This is a genomic window from Ruegeria sp. HKCCD7628 (assembly GCF_057221005.1).
On record NZ_JBWVBA010000007.1, the window covers coordinates 58,918 to 76,724 of the forward strand.

General features: G+C 53.9%; 15 protein-coding genes. 5 read left to right on the forward strand and 10 right to left on the reverse strand.

What is annotated here, in order from left to right:
- Nucleotides 1–168 precede the first annotated feature (168 nt).
- Nucleotides 169–1,812 carry a sulfatase-like hydrolase/transferase gene (locus tag AC2TAD_RS14885; RefSeq protein ID WP_170353692.1) on the reverse strand — a complete coding sequence of 548 codons (1,644 nt, stop codon included), beginning with the start codon at nucleotides 1,810–1,812 and terminating at the stop codon, nucleotides 169–171.
- A gap of 110 nt (nucleotides 1,813–1,922) precedes the next feature.
- On the opposite strand from AC2TAD_RS14885, the gene AC2TAD_RS14890 reads away from it, so the two are divergent.
- Together AC2TAD_RS14890 and AC2TAD_RS14895 are read left to right on the forward strand one after the other, a co-directional pair.
- Nucleotides 1,923–2,162, forward strand: coding sequence for a hypothetical protein (locus AC2TAD_RS14890; RefSeq protein WP_170755972.1), 240 nt, complete (start codon nucleotides 1,923–1,925; stop codon nucleotides 2,160–2,162).
- A gap of 34 nt (nucleotides 2,163–2,196) precedes the next feature.
- Nucleotides 2,197–3,558, forward strand: a complete 1,362-nt coding sequence (locus tag AC2TAD_RS14895) for a tetratricopeptide repeat protein (protein ID WP_480868608.1) — start codon at nucleotides 2,197–2,199, stop codon at nucleotides 3,556–3,558.
- 492 nt (nucleotides 3,559–4,050) lie between these two features.
- On the opposite strand, the gene AC2TAD_RS14900 is transcribed toward AC2TAD_RS14895, so the two are convergent.
- Nucleotides 4,051–5,076 carry a helix-turn-helix domain-containing protein gene (locus tag AC2TAD_RS14900; protein ID WP_480868609.1) on the reverse strand — a complete coding sequence of 342 codons (1,026 nt, stop codon included), beginning with the start codon at nucleotides 5,074–5,076 and terminating at the stop codon, nucleotides 4,051–4,053.
- A 182-nt stretch (nucleotides 5,077–5,258) separates the two neighbouring features.
- Here AC2TAD_RS14900 and AC2TAD_RS14905 point away from each other — a divergent pair, with 182 nt between their 5' ends.
- The 3 genes from AC2TAD_RS14905 (at nucleotide 5,259) to AC2TAD_RS14915 (ending at nucleotide 10,307) form a co-directional block, all read left to right on the forward strand.
- A complete protein-coding gene (locus tag AC2TAD_RS14905) occupies nucleotides 5,259–6,620 on the forward strand; it encodes a metal-dependent hydrolase family protein (protein ID WP_480868611.1) in 1,362 nt (453 codons plus the stop codon).
- 69 nt (nucleotides 6,621–6,689) lie between these two features.
- Complete coding sequence (locus AC2TAD_RS14910; RefSeq protein ID WP_480868612.1) at nucleotides 6,690–7,454, forward strand: DUF3299 domain-containing protein; 765 nt, start codon at nucleotides 6,690–6,692, stop codon at nucleotides 7,452–7,454.
- A 108-nt stretch (nucleotides 7,455–7,562) separates the two neighbouring features.
- Nucleotides 7,563–10,307, forward strand: coding sequence for an AsmA family protein (locus tag AC2TAD_RS14915; RefSeq protein ID WP_480868614.1), 2,745 nt, complete (start codon nucleotides 7,563–7,565; stop codon nucleotides 10,305–10,307).
- Nucleotides 10,308–10,318: 11 nt separating this feature from the next.
- On the opposite strand, the gene AC2TAD_RS14920 is transcribed toward AC2TAD_RS14915, so the two are convergent.
- The 8 genes from AC2TAD_RS14920 to AC2TAD_RS14955 form a co-directional block, all read right to left on the reverse strand.
- Nucleotides 10,319–10,795 carry a hypothetical protein gene (locus AC2TAD_RS14920; protein ID WP_234900820.1) on the reverse strand — a complete coding sequence of 159 codons (477 nt, stop codon included), beginning with the start codon at nucleotides 10,793–10,795 and terminating at the stop codon, nucleotides 10,319–10,321.
- A gap of 652 nt (nucleotides 10,796–11,447) precedes the next feature.
- Nucleotides 11,448–12,089, reverse strand: a complete 642-nt coding sequence (gene otnC / locus AC2TAD_RS14925; protein ID WP_480868615.1) for a 3-oxo-tetronate 4-phosphate decarboxylase — start codon at nucleotides 12,087–12,089, stop codon at nucleotides 11,448–11,450.
- Nucleotides 12,086–13,363, reverse strand: coding sequence for a 3-oxo-tetronate kinase (gene otnK / locus AC2TAD_RS14930; RefSeq protein WP_480868616.1), 1,278 nt, complete (start codon nucleotides 13,361–13,363; stop codon nucleotides 12,086–12,088). Before otnK ends, otnC begins: the two co-directional genes overlap by 4 nt.
- Complete coding sequence (locus AC2TAD_RS14935; RefSeq protein WP_480868618.1) at nucleotides 13,360–14,157, reverse strand: N-acyl homoserine lactonase family protein; 798 nt, start codon at nucleotides 14,155–14,157, stop codon at nucleotides 13,360–13,362. Before AC2TAD_RS14935 ends, otnK begins: the two co-directional genes overlap by 4 nt.
- Nucleotides 14,154–14,441, reverse strand: coding sequence for a putative quinol monooxygenase (locus AC2TAD_RS14940; RefSeq protein ID WP_480868620.1), 288 nt, complete (start codon nucleotides 14,439–14,441; stop codon nucleotides 14,154–14,156). Before AC2TAD_RS14940 ends, AC2TAD_RS14935 begins: the two co-directional genes overlap by 4 nt.
- The gene (locus AC2TAD_RS14945; RefSeq protein ID WP_480868622.1) at nucleotides 14,441–15,952 is read right to left on the reverse strand and encodes a tripartite tricarboxylate transporter permease; all 1,512 of its coding nucleotides are present in this window, start codon (nucleotides 15,950–15,952) and stop codon (nucleotides 14,441–14,443) included. Before AC2TAD_RS14945 ends, AC2TAD_RS14940 begins: the two co-directional genes overlap by 1 nt.
- A 4-nt stretch (nucleotides 15,953–15,956) precedes the next feature.
- On the reverse strand, nucleotides 15,957–16,706 hold the full coding sequence (locus AC2TAD_RS14950) for a hypothetical protein (RefSeq protein ID WP_480868624.1): 750 nt from the start codon (nucleotides 16,704–16,706) through the stop codon (nucleotides 15,957–15,959).
- Nucleotides 16,707–16,762: 56 nt separating this feature from the next.
- Nucleotides 16,763–17,770, reverse strand: a complete 1,008-nt coding sequence (locus tag AC2TAD_RS14955) for a Bug family tripartite tricarboxylate transporter substrate binding protein (RefSeq protein WP_480868625.1) — start codon at nucleotides 17,768–17,770, stop codon at nucleotides 16,763–16,765.
- Nucleotides 17,771–17,807 lie beyond the last annotated feature (37 nt).

Below are 17,807 nucleotides of genomic sequence, written 5' to 3' on the forward strand. Positions count from 1 at the left end.
CACCCTGCGGACGACAACCAACCGACCAGGCGCCCTCTTTCCAGAAGCTGAGTGCCTTGAGCTCTATTCTGGCCGAGCTCCTGCCACCAAGCGACGAGCCCTTATCTAAACCACGCGATTTTGGGCGATCGGGACGGCGGCGGCCAATTTGCCACCGCCCTGCGTTTGTCACTGCCAGCTGGCGAAAATCTCTCGGGTCAATTCGCTCTCGGGACGCAGGTTCTCGATCCCTTCATAGGGGATACCTTTTCCAAGCGGCAGGTGCGGATGTTCGGCAATGGTTTTCTGATGACGCTTTACCATGTCCTGGAAAGACGCCCCCGACCACAACGAATACCCGACAAGCGGATGCTCTTCCCGTGGATCGCGGTAAACGTTGAACACAGGCGCTGCAGCGCCGGGTTGACCGGGGGCAGCCAGATGCATCTTGAACTCTTGCTTGACCACCGAGCGCAATACCGGCCCTTCGTAAACATAAACATAGTCGCGGCGGGAATTACCCTCGCCTTCAAGCAACAGCGCGGTCTGGTCGATCCCGTCAATCACACGGTCGCGCGGAATTTGGTCAGTCGCACCTGCAATGCGCGCGAAGGTTGTGAACAGATCCGAGACATGCACGATGTCGCCCGCCGCGCTGCCCGGCTTAATTGCACCGGGCCACCGGATGAACGCATCCGTGCGCACACCACCTTCAAGGTGTTGGGTCTTGCCCCCGCGATAGATCAACTGGTTCAGTCCCGAAGTACCCTCGTAATGATACATCAAGCCATTGTCAGCCATAATCATGACAACGGTGTTGTCCGCCTCACCCGTTTCATCCAGTTTGTCCAAAACTTCGCCGATCCAGCCATCCAAAACCTGCAACTTGTCAGCATGGAAACCACCATTTCTTGAAACGGCTTGATCAGGATAAGCAAAATTCAGCGGGTAAAGCGGCCAGTATTGCATAAAGAACGGGGAATCCTGCGCGGCCAACTGCTCTAACTGCTCCAATGCCTGACGCTGGTAGCGCAGGTTCATTTCTTCATATTTCGCCTGTGTCCATTCCTCGCCGGGCGCCATGTCGACTTCCCGAGCAATCCCACCGGCCTGGCCTTCAACCCCAGTTACAAGGCCGTATGGCTTGAAACGCTGATCCAACTGGAACTGGTTGGACTGCCCCGACGGATGAAAGCCAAGCATATTGTTGGCCACCATTGCATCCCGTGTCATCAGGCTAAGTTGGACCTGCTGATGCAACGGAAATGCCGCCCAGTCAAAACCCTGATTATGCGGATAAGCTTCCTCGATGTCGCCCTGATGCCACTTCCCGACATGCGACGTGTTGTATCCTTTTTCTTTCAGAATTTCAGCGATGGTAACTTCTTCAGCCGCAAGCCCCTCGCCGACCAGCGCGACTTTGACCTCTTCCACGCCCGCACGCACGGGATGACGACCGGTCAACATCGCCGTTCGTGTCGGAGTGCAGGATGGCTCGGTATACATTCTCATCAACGACATACCTTCCGTGGCAAAGTCGTTGATGTTGGGAGTATCGAAACCGGTAACGTAGTTCATCGTCCGGTTGCCCATCTGACCAAAGCTTACATCGTCAATCAAAATATATAGAAAATTGGGGGGCTGCCCGCCTTTGGCTTCGCGGATCTCGGCAAGTTTTGCTTCAATTTCCGCATCCTGAGCGTCCCATTCTTCGCCGAACTGCGCGCGAAGAAACTGAAACTCTCCATCATGAATGATGGGCGGCATGTCCTGAGCCAAACTGGCGCCAGCCATTAGCACCATGACCGAAGCATGTTGCAACAGTGATTTCATCGGTATCCCTTCCCCATTTTTGAATTACATCTTTCCTGCGCGCCGAAGCGCCTGAGCGATTTCACCCCGAAGACCGCTTAGGGTTTCGCGGATATCGCAGGTAATCTGATATGACCGACTTCCGGGTTCAGAATTCATTGACAGATGCTCCGCACACAAAAGCTGGTAGTCACGGCAAATCTCATCGAACACCGCATCCACGCGCCGAAGATCCGCAATGGCGGATCGGTGGTCGGGAAATTCTGAATCAAGAGAACAGCCTTTCAATTCTGACGCTCGTTTGTTGGATCGACATGGTTCCCAAACTGTTCGCGGAATTTTCTTCTCACAAAAGGTTTATCGGGGCATAATACGGTTTAATCATAGGTCTAACCTGCTGTAATCATGAAGATATCTGGAAATACATCACCGACTGTGAATAAAGACCAGACGCCGGACGCCAAAGATGTGCGGGCGGCGCTGCAGCGACTTGTCAAATCTTCCACCTTTGCGGGTTCGCAGCGACTACAGGACTTTCTGATCTATGTGGTCGAAGAGTCTCTGAGGGGCAGAGCCGATGATATCCGGGCGAAGACCATCGCTATGGATGTGTATGGGGGAACGATGTCCGAGATGGCGCGCCGTGAAAACGTTGTACGCGTGGACGCCGGTCGCCTGAGGCGCAAGCTGTCAGAGTACTATGCCGACGCTGGCCGGAATGAGGACACACTGTTCGACTTACCCAAGGGGGGGTATGCGCCTCAGATAACAGTAAGGGTACCCAGCGGGGGCATGCCTGACAGTCCAGTGGCGCCGCATATCAAGGCCCGCGCATGGCATCGTCCGGCCATTGGCGCAGCAGGGATTGTCGTTCTAGTCGGGTTCGCTACGGTACTTATGCTGACATCGCCCAAAAGGGACGCGCCGGGTCAATCAATGCTGGATGGCCTTAGCCCAGATGAGCGCAGCGCCATTTTCGATGCATCCCCAATGCGGCTTGAAGCTGTAAACCTCGCCAATTCAGGTCGGGATCTGATTTTTCCTGCCCTGGAGCCCGCACGGTTGAATGCCGCTCTGATCATGTTCGAAGGTGCAATCAAGAATGACCCCGGTTATTTCGGCGGATATGCCGGAGCTGCCCAGGTCGCCGCGACAATGGCAGTGGTTACACCGGATCCGGACCTGACCCGCGACATGCTTGCCTACGCAGACAGTCAGTCCCTAATGGCGCTCGAGCAGGCACCTGAAACAGGTTGGAGCCAAGCTGCCAAGGCGTGGGTTGAATTCGCTAAAGGCAATTGGCCAGAAGCCAAGAACTTTGCGGAGAGAGCGCGCCGCTTGGCCCCGAATGATGTGCACGTGCTGGAATTCGTCTCGCTGATCCTTCTCTATTCGGGCTCATTTGAGCACGTTGTTTCCATCAGCAAAGAGGCGCTCTCGAAAATCGATCTAGAGAGGGGATACGTGTTTCAAAATGCGATGGGGTCTGCAAAGTTCCACCTCAAGGATTACAAAGGCACAGTATCCACCTTCGAACACGTGGCCGAAAAGGGAGGCCCGGTTGGGCCCGTCTCGGTCGCTTACTTGATGGCGGCACATCAGATGCTGGGCAACGTCGCCGAAGCGCAGACCCTGTCAAAAAAACTTTCGCGCGAATGGCCCGAAAGTCGCGTTGATTTACTTTTTCAAAGACTGTTCGCTGATCCCAAACACGGCGAGGAACTCGGGCGGGCAATGAAAGACGCTGGTTGGGAGCCAAAAGGCTGACGGCTGAGCCCTAAACATTCAAGCGAGTGTAGCCATGGTAAAATATTGGGCGGGAAAGGGAGCCAATTCGCTTGGATACTCGTTCAATGCCGTTTGCTGCTGATGGCATGACAAGTCAGCCGCAGCAAAGCTGCGCCCCTGGTGATCTGCCACCCTAATCGTCCCTCGTTCTAATGTAGAGTTTGCTCAACCTTTTGAAGAATCAAACGAATGCGAAAGAGCTATTTCACGGAACCGCAGGTCGTCGGCATGATCAAAGGACAGGACGCTGGGATGTCGACGGCGTCGTGCAAACCACTCAAATAAAATCGCTATTTTCCAATCAAAAGTGCACTTCGATGAACGAAATTCAAGCCCAACAAGAAGGATGCAAGGTCACTGACAATTACTTGGGATTAGTTCAGCGATCTTCCTGCCGAGCATTTAAAACCACTAATTGGTGCAATCTTGTGGTGAGCACAAAAACCTCGATCGACATTGGCACCGAGATGGTCAGGCCCGCCCCTTCACCAAATTTCTATAAGCTGACGGTGACATTCCTGACCATTTTCGGAAGGCCCTCGAAAACGCAGTGGGGTCTGCGTAGCCAAGCCGCAGTGCGGTCTCACTAACGGACTTTCCTGCTGGACCCAGCAGCTTCTTTGCTTCTTCCAGTTTGACGCCAGATATGACCTGAGAGGCCGATTGCCCGTAAGGGGCCAGCCGATTGTTCAATGTCTCCCGGTGGAAACCGCACAGGCGCGCCAGTTCGTTTACACCAAATCCTGGTTCGCCAAGATGAATTCGGATCAGGCCCTGAAGCCCGGTTAAGAAATCTTGAGGCGCATGCTGCTCGGGGGTAGCGCCTGTCTGGTCTGACGGGTTTTCCAGTGTTTCCGATAGCAACTGATGGCTCAGCCAGATTGAGGGAAACCTGATCGAAAATCCCTGTGGGCTGCACTTGATGGCTTGAACACCATGAAAGTGCCTAGGTAGCACGTCTGGTTCGCTTACCCGTAAAATGATTTGGCTCGGATCCCACCTGAAATCTATAACCCGGTGCAGTAGTGATATCCAAATGCTCGCCAGAAATGCGTCAGTCTGTCCGGGGGAAACCGAAATGTTGAAGTTCCGCTTGGCACTGAAATAAGCATGCTCGCCTTCCACTAGCAGCGATTGCGTGACAGCGTTGGATTCTTTCGAGACGGCTTGAGTGTAGCGCGTAAAAAAGTCGCCCAGCGTCAATGCCTCGGCCAACATGTCACCAAGAGGTAAAAACCGAACAAGGTCAATTGATTGACCAACTTGCGCGCAGAAGTCCGGTGCTGTTGCATCAGCAGCGGCTTGATGGATTTTATAGATCGTCTCGTGTGGCAAGATATTCTGGCGATCCATCACTTGGGATTCGCTTACGCCCAGAGGGTCTAGAACGAAGGACGGTTCAACACCGGCGCCGCGCAAAGCAGCTACTACGGGTGCAGCAACCGATGCCCGAACCAACGGCAAGGCCTTCTTTGTGTTTTGGTCAAATGCGTCCATGTCGCCCTCAAATATCATGAAGGTAACGACAGAAAGACAGTAAGCACACAAAAAGGCGCCAAAAGCTTGCAGAATGCCAAATCAGTTTGGCGAAATCTGCCATAATGTCAGGCAATATTCGGCGATCACTCTAAAATCACATTCAGAAATATACATCTATGATTCGTATTTGGAGAACTTCGATGACGCCGAAACTCAAACGCATCGTGGCCACGACAGCCCTTTCTGCAAGCCTGGTAATCGCGGGCCAGGGTTTTGCGCAGGAAGAGAGCTTTCCGATCCTATTTACCAACGTGCACGTGTTTAACGGTGTCGATGAACAGCGACTTGAGAACGCAAACGTTCTGGTCGTGGACAACCTGATCGCAGAAGTGTCGTCAGAACCGTTGGCCGTCGCCAATGCTCAGATCATTGACGGCGGAGGTCGAACACTGATGCCAGGCTTGATCGATGCCCACGTGCATATGGCAATCACCGAGCCCGTCGCAGATTTGAGGGACAACTTTGACTGGATGTACTGGGGCGCGGTTTCCACAATTGAAGCCGAGAAAATGCTGCTGCGTGGGTTCACAACCGTTCGGGACGCGGGCGGCCCGGCAATTGGTCTGCAAAAAGCTATAGACCGCGGTAAGGCCGTGGGGCCAAGGATTTATGCATCAGGGCCAGTCATTTCGCAGACTTCCGGACATGGCGAGCATCGGGTCTACACCGAACCCCACCCGAACTTCATGGGGGCGCAGCCGTCTTTCTTTAACCAGCACGTCGAGTTCCTGGCCGATGGCGTGCCCGAAGTACTGCGGGCAACGCGAGAAGCACTGCGCATGGGCGCGGTGCAGATCAAGGTAATGGCAGGCGGTGGTGTGTCATCTTCGGTTGATCCGTTGCACACCGTTCAAGGATTGCCAGAAGAGTTGGAGGCATCGGTTCGCGCGGCGGCTGATTGGGGGACCTATGTCATGGTCCACGCCTATAACGACGACTCGATCCTGCGGTCACTGGAAGCGGGCGTCATCAGCATAGAACATGGGCAACTGATGACTGAAGTATCGGCGCAAGCCATCAAGGAGTCTGGCGCCTGGATTGTCCCGTTCTATTCTCTGCTTGGGCTTGACGAGGAAGTTGTCAAAAAGGCGCTTGGCCCCGCTGCAGCGCCCAAGTTTCTTGATGTTCAGGCCGGTGCGCGCAATCAGATGAAATTGTTGAAAGAATACGAGATCGAAAACGTCGCATTCTCGACCGATATCATCGGCGACCCGGTGGCTCTGACCAAGCAGAATGATGAGTTCAAATACCGGCTGGAGGCGTGGACTTCGTACGAAATCCTGCAACAAGCCACGTCAAAATCGGCCGCACTTCTGGCACTGTCAGGAAAACTCAACCCCTATCAAGCAGGTCCGCTGGGCGTGATCGAAAAGGGCGCGTACGCCGATCTGCTGCTGGTCGAGGGAAACCCGGTCGAGGATGCCGAGATCCTGGTCGACTACACCAACAACATCGACCTGATCATGAAAGATGGTGTGATCTACAAGAATACACTCGATTGAGTGTCGCGCGGGGTGAATTTACCTCGGCACCCCGCGCATCCCTAGCTCTACAAATGGGAACTTCTCAAAATGAGAATTCGAGCCAAACTGACACTTGTTCCAACAGTTCTCGCATTTTTCTTGGCTTTGCCGGTTCACTCAGAAGTTACACGTATCGAATGGGCTGACTTGATCGATGAAACTGCTCAGAACTACGAAGATCCATTCGTCGAATTGACGGGCAAACAGCTTAACACGCTTCGAAAATTGGTCCGGTTGCGCGCGCAGCAAGAAAAAGGCGGGTCGTCGCCAGAGCTGTTGGACCAGCTTCAAGTGGATATCGAGGCGACCGAAGCAACTCTTGCTGAGGAACGCGTTGATGCGAACTGGCTGATTTCCCAACGCTGGATTGTGATGGAAAGACGTGAGAAGGCGGGCACGGCCGCTAACATCGACATCGACGGCATGATCGTTTCATTGGGCGGGTTTGTGATCCCGGCACCCCGCGACGAAGATGGTTCCCAAATGGCATATATCGTGCCGGAACGTGGAATGTGCAGCCACGTACCACCTCCACCTCCGAACCAGATGGTGCGTTTGCACCTAAGCGATTCATGGACGCCATCGACAGTCTACGAACCCATCGTTGTAACTGGTCAAATCAGGATCGAGCCGACGCAGAAAGAAATGCTGGTTGTTGATGGTACTGTCCTCATGAAGGCTGCGTTCACTATGAAGGTCGATGACGTTCGGACTTTTGGACCAATCCAGACTTCCGAAGAGGCTTCAACCAATAGGGAAAGTGTATTGATGGGAAGGATCAAGGCGACTGGCGGGGCTACCAGAGACGATTAGTGACACGAGCCAATTGATCAGAATATGGTTCAGAACGAGCGTTCAAGCTGGTGGGCTAAATTGCTGCTCGTGAAAGACTGAACGGCGAAAGCGGCGATAGGGGAGCGCATGAAGGTTTGGCTTATTAGAATAATTGGGCTTGTCGCAATTCTCGCTTTCACAACGGTCGCATTTGTTTGGTTGTTGCTTGCGGCTCCGATGTTCTCGGACATGCGGCGCGACCTTGTAGAAAAAGTTCTTTCAGAACAAATTGGTCGGCCCCTTCTAGTGAACGATGATGTAAGCGTCGAACTTGGGCGCGTTAGTCACATCTACGTCGGCGGGGTGGTTATCCCGAGCCTGACAATGCCGGAGTCACCTCTTGTAGAATTGAACCTGTTAGAATTGGAGTTGGATATTATCGCCTTGACCAACGGGCGTCTGCATTTTGACAATCTCGTCGTGGAAGGCCTCCAAGCAAATATTCTTACGGCCGAAAACGGCACCACAAGCTGGCGAAAAGACAGGCCAACACCCAAACCACTGTCCGAGGAAACTGTATCAGCGGATGGTCCAAAAGACGTTGCTAGCGCTGATAGTACCAATGAGAACGACACGGAAGGCAGCGGAATCCTGAACTTCCTGAGCGACAAGAACGTCAGCTTCACGTCAATCGGGTTAAACATCGACGACAAGGTCTCGGGCTTCTCATTTGTGTTTGACCTTCAGTCACTCGCGCTCGAACAAGTAGATAATGGACAAAGAACAAAGGTCTCTGGTTCCGGCTCCGTCAACGGTCAAGGCTTCGAAATCGTAGGCGACTACCCCCATGACGCACCGTTTACCACACGGGCCAATTTCGGAGAAATAACCGTCAGCTACGATGGCGAGCCCTTATCGGCAGACGAAGGGGGCGGCTATCGGGCTGTATTGGAGATGGACACCGGAGAATTCGGTGACTTTCTAGATGTCATAGGATTGGAACGCGTTCTGGAAGGCAATGGTCAGCTGCAAGCAGAGCTTGTGTCTCAGGACGCTCTGAAGATCGAGGCGTTTAAGACCACCGTCAGCCTGGAAGATGGGCAGAAGCTCGAAGCTGAGGGCGCAATAGATGACCTCTACACCGCGCAAGGCGTCGATCTGTTTTTCAACGCACGGCTTCATCCCGAAGGACAGCCGCCGCCTGCAGCAAAACGTATCCAAGAGCTGAAATTCACCGGCTTTGAAATGCACATGGTCGGATCTCTGGCTTCATTCGAATTCGAGAAGTTGCTGTTCCAAACCAATGCATTTGACCAAGGGCTGGACGTAATCGGCCCAGCCTCAATCGAAAGTATTCGCCGCATGCCAGACGGACGGCTCGCCATGCTGGGCATTGCGCTACAAGCCGGTCCAATTGAAGAGCCTGTCCTGAAAGCCGAAGGTGAAATCCTCGATCTGCTTCAGCTTCAGGACGTGACTTTCGATGGGGAGCTAAACGGGCCCGCCAAGTTGATTTTGCCCAACCTCGATAAAGATTACGTTGACCAATTCGGCGGCATCAAAGCCGACTTCAACGTATCCAATGCGGGCGGGTCGGTTTCTCTCAACAGGTTTAACGCGACCACTTACGACACCGATCTATGGGCGCTTGATCTTGCACTATCCGTCAACGAGCTAAAAGGGCTGGCCGGTCTCGATTTTGATGTAGAATTGGATGTCGACGACAGCGTCGAGTTTCTGACAGCAGTTAATCTACAACCTGTCGAGCTCGGGGCACTAGCTATCGATGCTGAAACCTCCAAACAGGGCGAGGACTTTGATGCCGCAATCCAGTTCGAAGCCGGGTCTTCGCATCTCCTTGCGACTTTGAACGCAAATTTCCCCGAGGGCACTTCTGTTGTTCGGGGCAACATCACGAGCGAAAAGCTCGATCTCAACGACCTGAAGAACCTGACTGCCGTGCTGAACCAACTGAAAAGTCTGGTAGGGGAGACGTCAAAAGAACCTGAAGCCGAAGTGCAACCTTTAGTTTTACCGAAGGAGACAGACGTGCAGCCCTTGGTATTGCCAAAGGAAAAAGGGAAACCTGCCGATCTTCTGGATGTGCAGCGCGTGCTACGCGAAGCTGACGTCGAGGTACAGATCGAATTCAAAGAGATTGTAGGCCAGCAAGGTGTAACGTCTGTTTCAAGCCAATTGTCAGCAAAAGAAGGAACTGTGGATTTCGGCCCCCTTCAGATGGCTTACGGTGGCGGAAACTTCAGCCTTCGGGCGGTCATGGATCTGATTGATTCACCCGATTGGCTTTCATTGTCGGGATCAACCTCGGGATGGGAATTCGGGGAGATCCTTGATGAATTGGGAATCGGTATTGATGCCTATGGCCGTTTGAGCGGAGAGTTCAACGTTTCTGGCAGCACCAGCTCTGGCAAAGCCTTCATCAACTCGATGCGCGGCAACGCGTCTTTGTCGATGTCGCAGGGCTATATCAGCACCAGCCTATTGGAGCTGGCGGGGCTGGGAATTTTCCCCTGGCTGTTTTCAGAGGAGTTCAGACAAGGCTACACCGACATCACTTGCGTGGTTGCCCCGGTTAATATCCAAGCCGGGCGAGTCAGTTCAAACTCTATCGTCATTGAAACGGGATCGGTTCAATTGGTGGCCAGAGGACAAGTGGACTGGCTGAACGACAGCATTGCGATCAGAGCTGAGCCGCGGCGCGTTGGCAAACCCTTATCCAGAAGCGCTTGGCCCTTTGATGTGACTGGCCAACTTTCGTCGCCAAAGTTCAAGCTGGATGTAGGCGGGTCCAGAAACAAGGCTCCAGACGGCGCAGATGCTATGCCTGTCGACAGGCAACCCTGCGTGCCTGATATCAACCAATTGCAGTGATCTGACGCGACCTAGTTCTTTAGTGGTTCCGGCTGTTCGGCCTGACACGTCAGAACGGCCTCAATGGCTTTGGCAGACCCGCTGAGATCGAGTTCAACCTCGGCCCCGCTTTCGCCAATAATCGTGACGCTTTGGCGTTTTCCAAACTCGGTTACAAATGCCGGGTTGTCGAAAAAGGCGTAACCACCGGGCACGCCATTCTTGTAGACACCCACCGCTTCGCCTTCGAATCTCGCATCACCAAAATCGAACTGTACGATCCCGGTCGCACCTTCTTCGATTTGCACCCAGGCTGGATTAAAAGCGGCAAAAAAGCCGCCGTCCTGATTAGGTGCTGCGCCGATTTCAACGGTCATGTCATTTTCAAAGGGCTTCCACGCAAGACAGCCATTGCCCTTTTCGGCATCAATCAGAATTGTCCAGTCGCCGGATTCACCCCACCGTTCCATACCGGCGGCCCACACCGCGCCAGTGGAGATCAATGCCATTGCTGATAACACCAACCTGTTCATTCAAAGCTCCACACATGTTCCGCCAATCCTTAGATGCAATCAGACTATCGCGCTGGTTCAGTCAAAGACAACCATTCGATTTCTGGAATGTTGACCCGGCATCAACGCGCGTTTGCCTGAGAAAGAAATCATCATCGGCCTCCGCCAGATAGGCCGTTACACTCTACTCCCCTAGAATTTGCCAGAGTTGTTCCAGGTCTCTTTCGGGCCGATCTGGTCCTGAACATCAAATGTTCGACGATCTTTCCACCCTCCAGCCGGAACAAGTCAAAGACGGCCCAATCGTCCTCGTCTTGTTTTACATGGCTAAAAGCAACCACGAAATTTCCCTGGCCGAGTAGTCGGTGAACTTTGACGTATTGCGCAGTTTACCCAATCAAAAGCTTTGTCGCGAGGGCGATGTCAGACATGAAGATGATAAACTATTGGCAAAATACGCAAACTTATGAGGTGCGCGAAATACTATGCGCACGCCTATACTGCTGGTAGGCGCGCTCATAACGCTGCGCTCCTGCTGTTGATTTCGTTCATCAAATTCAAGTGTGCTTGCCCATAACTTTGCGCCGTATTTGCGCATAATTTTGCACGATTTGCCCAAAAGTTTGCACGCCCCCATTTCGGTGTCGAATTAAATCCTTCCGAAAGTCTCTTTGAGTTCTGCGACTTGTGCTGCATCCAACATTCGGGTTGGCATGTCCCGCAATGCCATGAGCAGCTTGGCTGTTTCTTCTAACTCTTCTGCTGCACAGACCGCCGAGAAGAGGTCCTTCCCCGATACGACTGGTCCGTGATTGGCCAACAGAACAGCACTAAATTTGCCGCCCAGTTTACGGATCAGATCACCTGATTTCGGATCACCCGGCTTGACGTATGGAACCAGTTTGACCGTGCCGACGCGCATGACCACGTATGGTGTAAGCGGTGGAATACAGTCGTCTGGATCGGTGTCTTCCAGACACGACAATGCGGTGGCCCAGGTCGAATGCAGATGAACCACGGCGCCCGCTTCTGGTCTTGTCTCATAGAAGGCTTGATGCAGAAAGACTTCCTTGGTCGGCTTGTCCCCGGAGACGTGGTTGCCATCCAAGTCAATCTTGGCGATGCGCTCGGGATCGATATTCCCCAAAGTCGAGTTGGTAGGTGTCATAAGGATTCCGTTATGCAGCCGGGCAGAGACATTGCCCGCAGTGCCGACGGAAAAGCCACGTGCAAACAGTGAGGCGCACAGTTCCGACATCTGCTGTCGCAGCGCCAGTTCTTCAGAACTCATTTACCGACCTCCATCATTCTGAGGGCCTTCGCGAAAAAGTCCGGAGCGCCGAAGTTTCCAGACTTTAGAGCCAACACAATGGGTTCAGTTTTTCCAACGCTCAAGATTGGCACGCCCGGGTCGATCTCTGGCCCAATTGACATGGCCGGAGACCCCAGTGCCTCAGAGACAGCCTTGGCGACAGCTCCCGAGGTCTCCCCTCCTGCCACCACCAATCGCTTGTAGCTCTTCTGAACAAGTTCTCGTGCTGTATCCGCAAAGAGATTGTCCAGCTTTTCCGCCACAGCGTCCTGACCGAATTTGTTTTGGATCGCGCGCACATCATCCGGGCTTCCTGATGAATACGCGAGCGGCGCCTGACCCGGATGCGTTTCAAAGAAATCCAGAAGCGTTTGCGTGGTCACACCCCCGGACATGACACCTGGAACATCAATGACGAACGTCGGATTGGATTCCGCATGAACATCGATCTGCCCGCGTGTCGCACCTGAACAAGACCCTGCCAGGATAGCGGCGGGCCCTGCGATACCAGTGAACGCAATGCCAACACTTTTGGATGAAGCCTCTCTCAGGAAGTTTCTTGGTAGACCCAGCGCTATACCCGATCCCCCAGTAATGAGCTTGGCATCCTTTAGAGCTTCGCCCCAGGCCAACAAATCTTCATCCGAAATCGCATCACCGATCACAAAGCGTTCGTTTGCGTTCTGCAACGCATCAGAAATCGCCTCTGGTCCCTGCTTCACGGCGTCAATTGACACCGACCCAACCGCTTCTTGGGTCTGATGCTGCAACCAACGCCTAATGTTGGCATCCGTCATCGGAGTAAGAGGGTGATTTTCCATCCCGGACTCGTTCAACAGCCTGCCGAGCACAAAAAGATGACCGTGATAGACCGTGCGTCCCGTTGTCGGAAAGGCCGGGCAGAAAATCACCTTTTGCGCACTCAGTTCACTAGCCAGCGCTTCCGCAACTGGGCCGATATTTCCTTCCATCGTGGAATCGAATGTCGAGCAATATTTGAAGATGAACTGCTGGCATCCTTGGCCCACGAGCCACCTCAAGGCACTCAGACTGTCTGCAACGGCTTCCTTGACCGGTGCAGTGCGGCTCTTGAGCGAGATGACGCCCGCTTCGATCTCTTCGTTGGCTGGGGTCGTCGGAATACCCGGAAACTGAGCCGTTCGTAACCCACCTTCTGGCTCAACGCCCTTCGCCAAGGTGTTCGCAATATCGCTCGCACCGGTAAAATCGTCCGCTATGACACCGATTTTCATAGTTCAATGTCCCGCGTCGGCCCTGGATCCAGCCTATGGATATGCGGTGCCGCGCCTACGGGAAATACCGCGCGCACAAGTGGATCGTGGCCGGGCACGATAAGCCTAGGATGCGAGGCCAACCTCTCGAGTGTATTGAAGCCGTCCATCATGTCTTGCAGGTCGACAACGATAGGAAAGGCTTTGCGCGCCATGAAATTCTCGTAATAATGCGAGGCATCAGAGGCGAGCACCATCCACCCGGCCGCCGTTCTTATGCGCACGCATTGCAACCCGCGCGAATGCCCACCGATGCAGTGCACCGTGACCCCATCTGCAATCTCGGCTTCTCCGTCGTAGAACACGACTTTGCCCGAATAGAGACGCTTTACGACCTCGCAGACATGGCCAGCCGTGAAAGGAGCACGCAGGTGATCGTGGCACATGCAGGGACCTGTAGCGAAGGCCATTTCCGCCGACTGCATATGCAACTTCGCGTTGGGGAACATATGCAGCCCCCCTGCGTGGTCATAATGAAGATGGGTCACGATGACCTCGGTCACCGCTTCCGGCGCAATGCCTAGGGGTCGCAAAGCCTCGCGAGGGTCCATCGCGATGGGACGACCACGGGCGGCGGCCTCATCGGAGTCGTAGCCAGTATCCACCAGAATGACTTTGTTGCCGCGTTTCAGCACCCAAACGAAATAGTCCATCGCATGGGGAGCGTCGTGATTATCATCGATGATGAAACTATCAGCTCGCGCCCGGGCGTTGCGATCCGCGTATTTCACGGCATGGATTTCCCAATCGTTCATCGGATGACCTCGGAATATTGGTGAACCACCTTGGTGGCGATCATATCAGCCACTGCCGTATCAAAGGACTGAAAATGCGCGCTTTTTAGGTGGGCAGAGAACGCCACGCTGTCATCATAAACCTCATAGAGAAAAACTGTCTCAGGATCGTCGCCGAGACATACGTCAAACTGCCGGCATCCGATTTCTTCACGCAAAGAAGTTGAAGCGTTTTCGACCATAAGCGGCAAGAAGATATCTCTATTACCGGGCTTGAGAGTGAAGGTGACAGTAACCGCAAACATCAGACTGAAATTCCTTTTAGGCGTGAGAAAGCGCGTTTCGCGACGGGCAGTTGGCTGAGGATCAGACCAATGTTGAGCACCAGCAGAATGGCCGCACCAGGCCGAGAAAAGAAGACCGAAAGATCCCCATCCGACAGGAACAGCGACCGACGGAAGGTTTCGTCAAACAGGCTACCCAGAATAACGCCTATCACCAACGGCGCGATTGGGTACTTCATGAGGTTCATGAAATAGGCAACAGCGCCGACGCCAAGCATCAGGTAAAGATCATTGATGCCGCCGCCGACGCTGAAAGACCCAATGGTTGTCAGAACCATAACGACGGGCAAGAAGATGGTCTGCGGGATGGCGAGTATTTTGATAAAGACCCGAGCAGTGAACAGGCCCATTAAGAACATTGTCAGGGAGGCCAGCACCAAAATTGCAACCACGCGCAGAATGATCTCGGGGTCTATCGTCGGACCTGGGATCACGTTGTTGATCTTGAAAGCCCCCATCAAAGCCGCGGCGGGTGGTGAACCGGGAATGCCCAAAACCAAAAGCGGGATCAGCGCGCCCCCAATGCAGGCGTTATTTGCTGTTTCAGAGCACAGCAGACCTTCCAATGACCCTTTTCCAAACTTGTCGCCCTCGGCAGAAACGGTCTTGCCAACACCGTAGCTGACCCAACCGGCGACGTCTTCGCCGACGCCAGGAAGCGCTCCTACCCCAGTTCCAATCACTCCTGACCGGCCAATGGTGGGCAGGTAGCGTCGGATGGAGCGTAGGTTCGGAAGAATGCGGCCTTTCAGGGCCAGAACTTTCCCGGCCTCAACGTGCCTCAAACCGTCAATGATTTGGGGTATGGCAAAGGCCCCCATCAAAACTGGCACAACCTGAAACCCGCTCATCAGGTAAGACCAACCGAAAGTATAGCGCGGCTCAGACAACAGAGGGTCGAGGCCCACCATGGACATCGCAAGCCCAATCAGACCGGCGATCCATCCCTTAATCACCAGGTCTTCGCTCATCAAAGTGCCAGAAAGCAAAATGCCGAACAGGGCCAGCAATGCTTTCTCCGGGCTTGCGATGTTCTTTGAAACCAAAAGCAGCGCCCAGACAAAAATCAAAAGCGTGATGGTTCCGATAACTGTGCCAATGAAACTGGCCGTCGTGGTCAGCCCAAGTGCTTCGCCCCCTCGACCCGCTTTGGCCAGTGGGTATCCATCCATGGCCGTCGCCGCGCTGGCTGCCGTGCCCGGAATGTTCAGCAAAATAGACGGGTAAGAGCCGCCGTAAATTGCGCCGACATAGGCCCCGAGCAAAGCGATGAGCGAATAGTCGAGCGGGATTTTGTTACCGAAGAAACCTGTCAGGATCGTCACAGCCAGGGTTGCCGTAAGGCCGGGTAATGCGCCGAACGTGATGCCCAGGAACACGGATGCAATCAAATACAGATAGGTCAGCGGGTCCGCTGCCAGGCCAAAGAATGCAGTCCCAAATCCAGCCAGTTGCAAAAGAAAAAAGTCCATCCGGTCAGTCTTTCCATAGCGGACGAAGCGTCACGTAGTAGTGGTATTCGATTTGCTTGAAGATCAGCCCGCCGCGCGCGGGCACGTTCTGCCGGAAAACAAAGGCCATCGCGCAAACGAGGATGAGCGGGGCAAGTATTGCCACCAATGGAACGTAGCGCAAAACGCGTTCGGTAGTCGCTTTGGCCAGCACCAACAGCGTCAATACGATCCACAGGATCAGCGTGAACCAATCATCGCCGTGCGCATTCCAATCCATCTGTGCCGGAAAGCCGATGAAGGCAAACAGTCCTGCAGCAATTACTGCAAAGCACGCCACCAAAGCACGCCGCGCCTGACCTCCGTAGTAGCCGTAAGTCAAAGCTGTAATCAGCAACCCAGAACACAGAATGAAGTCCACTCTGGGAACGAGCCCGAAGACATATGCAAGAAGGATCAGGCCTATTGTTGAAGCTCGATAGGCTTCCGACTTATCCCATCCGATACGCATAGCGCTAAGCGCGTTTTGAGCTCCACCTGAACGGATCGAAATGGCTAGCAAGACGAAGGACAACACAAGCAACCCTCCGAAGATAAACAGCGGTACAATTGCAGCCGAGTTGTACCAATCCGATCCACTTACACCTGCGCGGTTTTCACCCCAAAGCGAGATGTCCGACGTCTTCCAAAGGAAAAAGACGGACGCGACAATAAGAACAATCGCGGCCCAAAAATCGCGTGTTCGCATGACCAGCGTTTCGTCAGACTTGTCCATGCCTGCCTCCTAATGGAAAGGGCGCGATCAGGCGCGCCCTTTCAAAAGTGATCGGATCAGGGCTTCTCGATACCCAGCGAGGCCGGATCGACCGTGGCAGCGCCTAGATCTTGCAAGGTATAGGCAAAGGTAGCCTCAAGGTTGGCAAACAGCTCTTGAGCTTCTTCCCCGTGTTGACCACCGACATCATAATTGTTTGCTGAGGCCCATTCGGCGACGGTGTCAGAGGCAATTGCTTGCTCGAACGCATCACCAAGCGCGGCCTTAACCTCATCCCCGGCCGAGCTGTGAACAGCAAATCCGATTGCTTGTTTAAGCGGCAGATACTGATCGAGACCGTCATAAATGCCGAAGGCGGAAGGCACCGTTGCCCCTGCGATTTGCGCTTCTTCGGGTGTCAGCATCGCGAGCGGTTTCAGCTGGCCACCCTCGATCAAGGGGGCTTGCTCAGCTAGGGAGGTCACAACCAACGCAACCTCGCCTGCTATCGCCGCTTCCTGCCCTGGCGCCGAGCCTTTGTATGGAACAAACTTGAATTCTGCCCCCGACCCTTTCTCGATGGCGAGAAGATTCAAGTGGTGGATCGAACCTGCACCTGAAGCCGCAGCCGGAATAGTCCCAGGAGCAGCTTTCGCAGCGTCGACCAGTTCTTCCAGAGTATTGTAAGGGCTGTCTGCCGGGATCGAGATCAGATCAGGCGATCCGCCAACAATAAACGGATACCAAAAGTCGAATTTCTTATCCCACCCACCCTGCACGGCAGCGGTGACGTTAGACTCTGACAGGCCAACCAATGTGTAGCCATCGTCCGGTTGGTTCATGACGTAGACCATACCGTTGGAACCCGCGACACCACCTGTTTGATTGATAACATTGATCGAGACCGGAAGGTGTTTTTCCATCTCAGCCATGATCATACGGTTGATTGTGTCCGTCCCGCCACCGGCCCCCCAGACCACAGCTGTGGTGATATCACGATAGGGGTAATCCTGCGCAGACGCCGTCCCTGTAATACCGGTCGCCAACACCGCTGCGGCCACCAACCGCCCTAGTTTTCGTTTCATTTCCAAGTCCTCCCAAACAACTTTGCGTTTATTATTG

Bases quoted from the DNA above. Each gene is read 5' to 3' on its own strand.
- AC2TAD_RS14885 (WP_170353692.1), bottom strand. From the start codon at position 1,812: ATGAAATCACTGTTGCAACATGCTTCGGTCATGGTGCTAATGGCTGGC.
- AC2TAD_RS14890 (WP_170755972.1), top strand. From the start codon at position 1,923: ATGACCGACTTCCGGGTTCAGAATTCATTGACAGATGCTCCGCACACA.
- AC2TAD_RS14895 (WP_480868608.1), top strand. From the start codon at position 2,197: ATGAAGATATCTGGAAATACATCACCGACTGTGAATAAAGACCAGACG.
- AC2TAD_RS14900 (WP_480868609.1), bottom strand. From the start codon at position 5,076: ATGGACGCATTTGACCAAAACACAAAGAAGGCCTTGCCGTTGGTTCGG.
- AC2TAD_RS14905 (WP_480868611.1), top strand. From the start codon at position 5,259: ATGACGCCGAAACTCAAACGCATCGTGGCCACGACAGCCCTTTCTGCA.
- AC2TAD_RS14910 (WP_480868612.1), top strand. From the start codon at position 6,690: ATGAGAATTCGAGCCAAACTGACACTTGTTCCAACAGTTCTCGCATTT.
- AC2TAD_RS14915 (WP_480868614.1), top strand. From the start codon at position 7,563: ATGAAGGTTTGGCTTATTAGAATAATTGGGCTTGTCGCAATTCTCGCT.
- AC2TAD_RS14920 (WP_234900820.1), bottom strand. From the start codon at position 10,795: ATGGCATTGATCTCCACTGGCGCGGTGTGGGCCGCCGGTATGGAACGG.
- otnC (WP_480868615.1), bottom strand. From the start codon at position 12,089: ATGAGTTCTGAAGAACTGGCGCTGCGACAGCAGATGTCGGAACTGTGC.
- otnK (WP_480868616.1), bottom strand. From the start codon at position 13,363: ATGAAAATCGGTGTCATAGCGGACGATTTTACCGGTGCGAGCGATATT.
- AC2TAD_RS14935 (WP_480868618.1), bottom strand. From the start codon at position 14,157: ATGAACGATTGGGAAATCCATGCCGTGAAATACGCGGATCGCAACGCC.
- AC2TAD_RS14940 (WP_480868620.1), bottom strand. From the start codon at position 14,441: ATGTTTGCGGTTACTGTCACCTTCACTCTCAAGCCCGGTAATAGAGAT.
- AC2TAD_RS14945 (WP_480868622.1), bottom strand. From the start codon at position 15,952: ATGGACTTTTTTCTTTTGCAACTGGCTGGATTTGGGACTGCATTCTTT.
- AC2TAD_RS14950 (WP_480868624.1), bottom strand. From the start codon at position 16,706: ATGGACAAGTCTGACGAAACGCTGGTCATGCGAACACGCGATTTTTGG.
- AC2TAD_RS14955 (WP_480868625.1), bottom strand. From the start codon at position 17,770: ATGAAACGAAAACTAGGGCGGTTGGTGGCCGCAGCGGTGTTGGCGACC.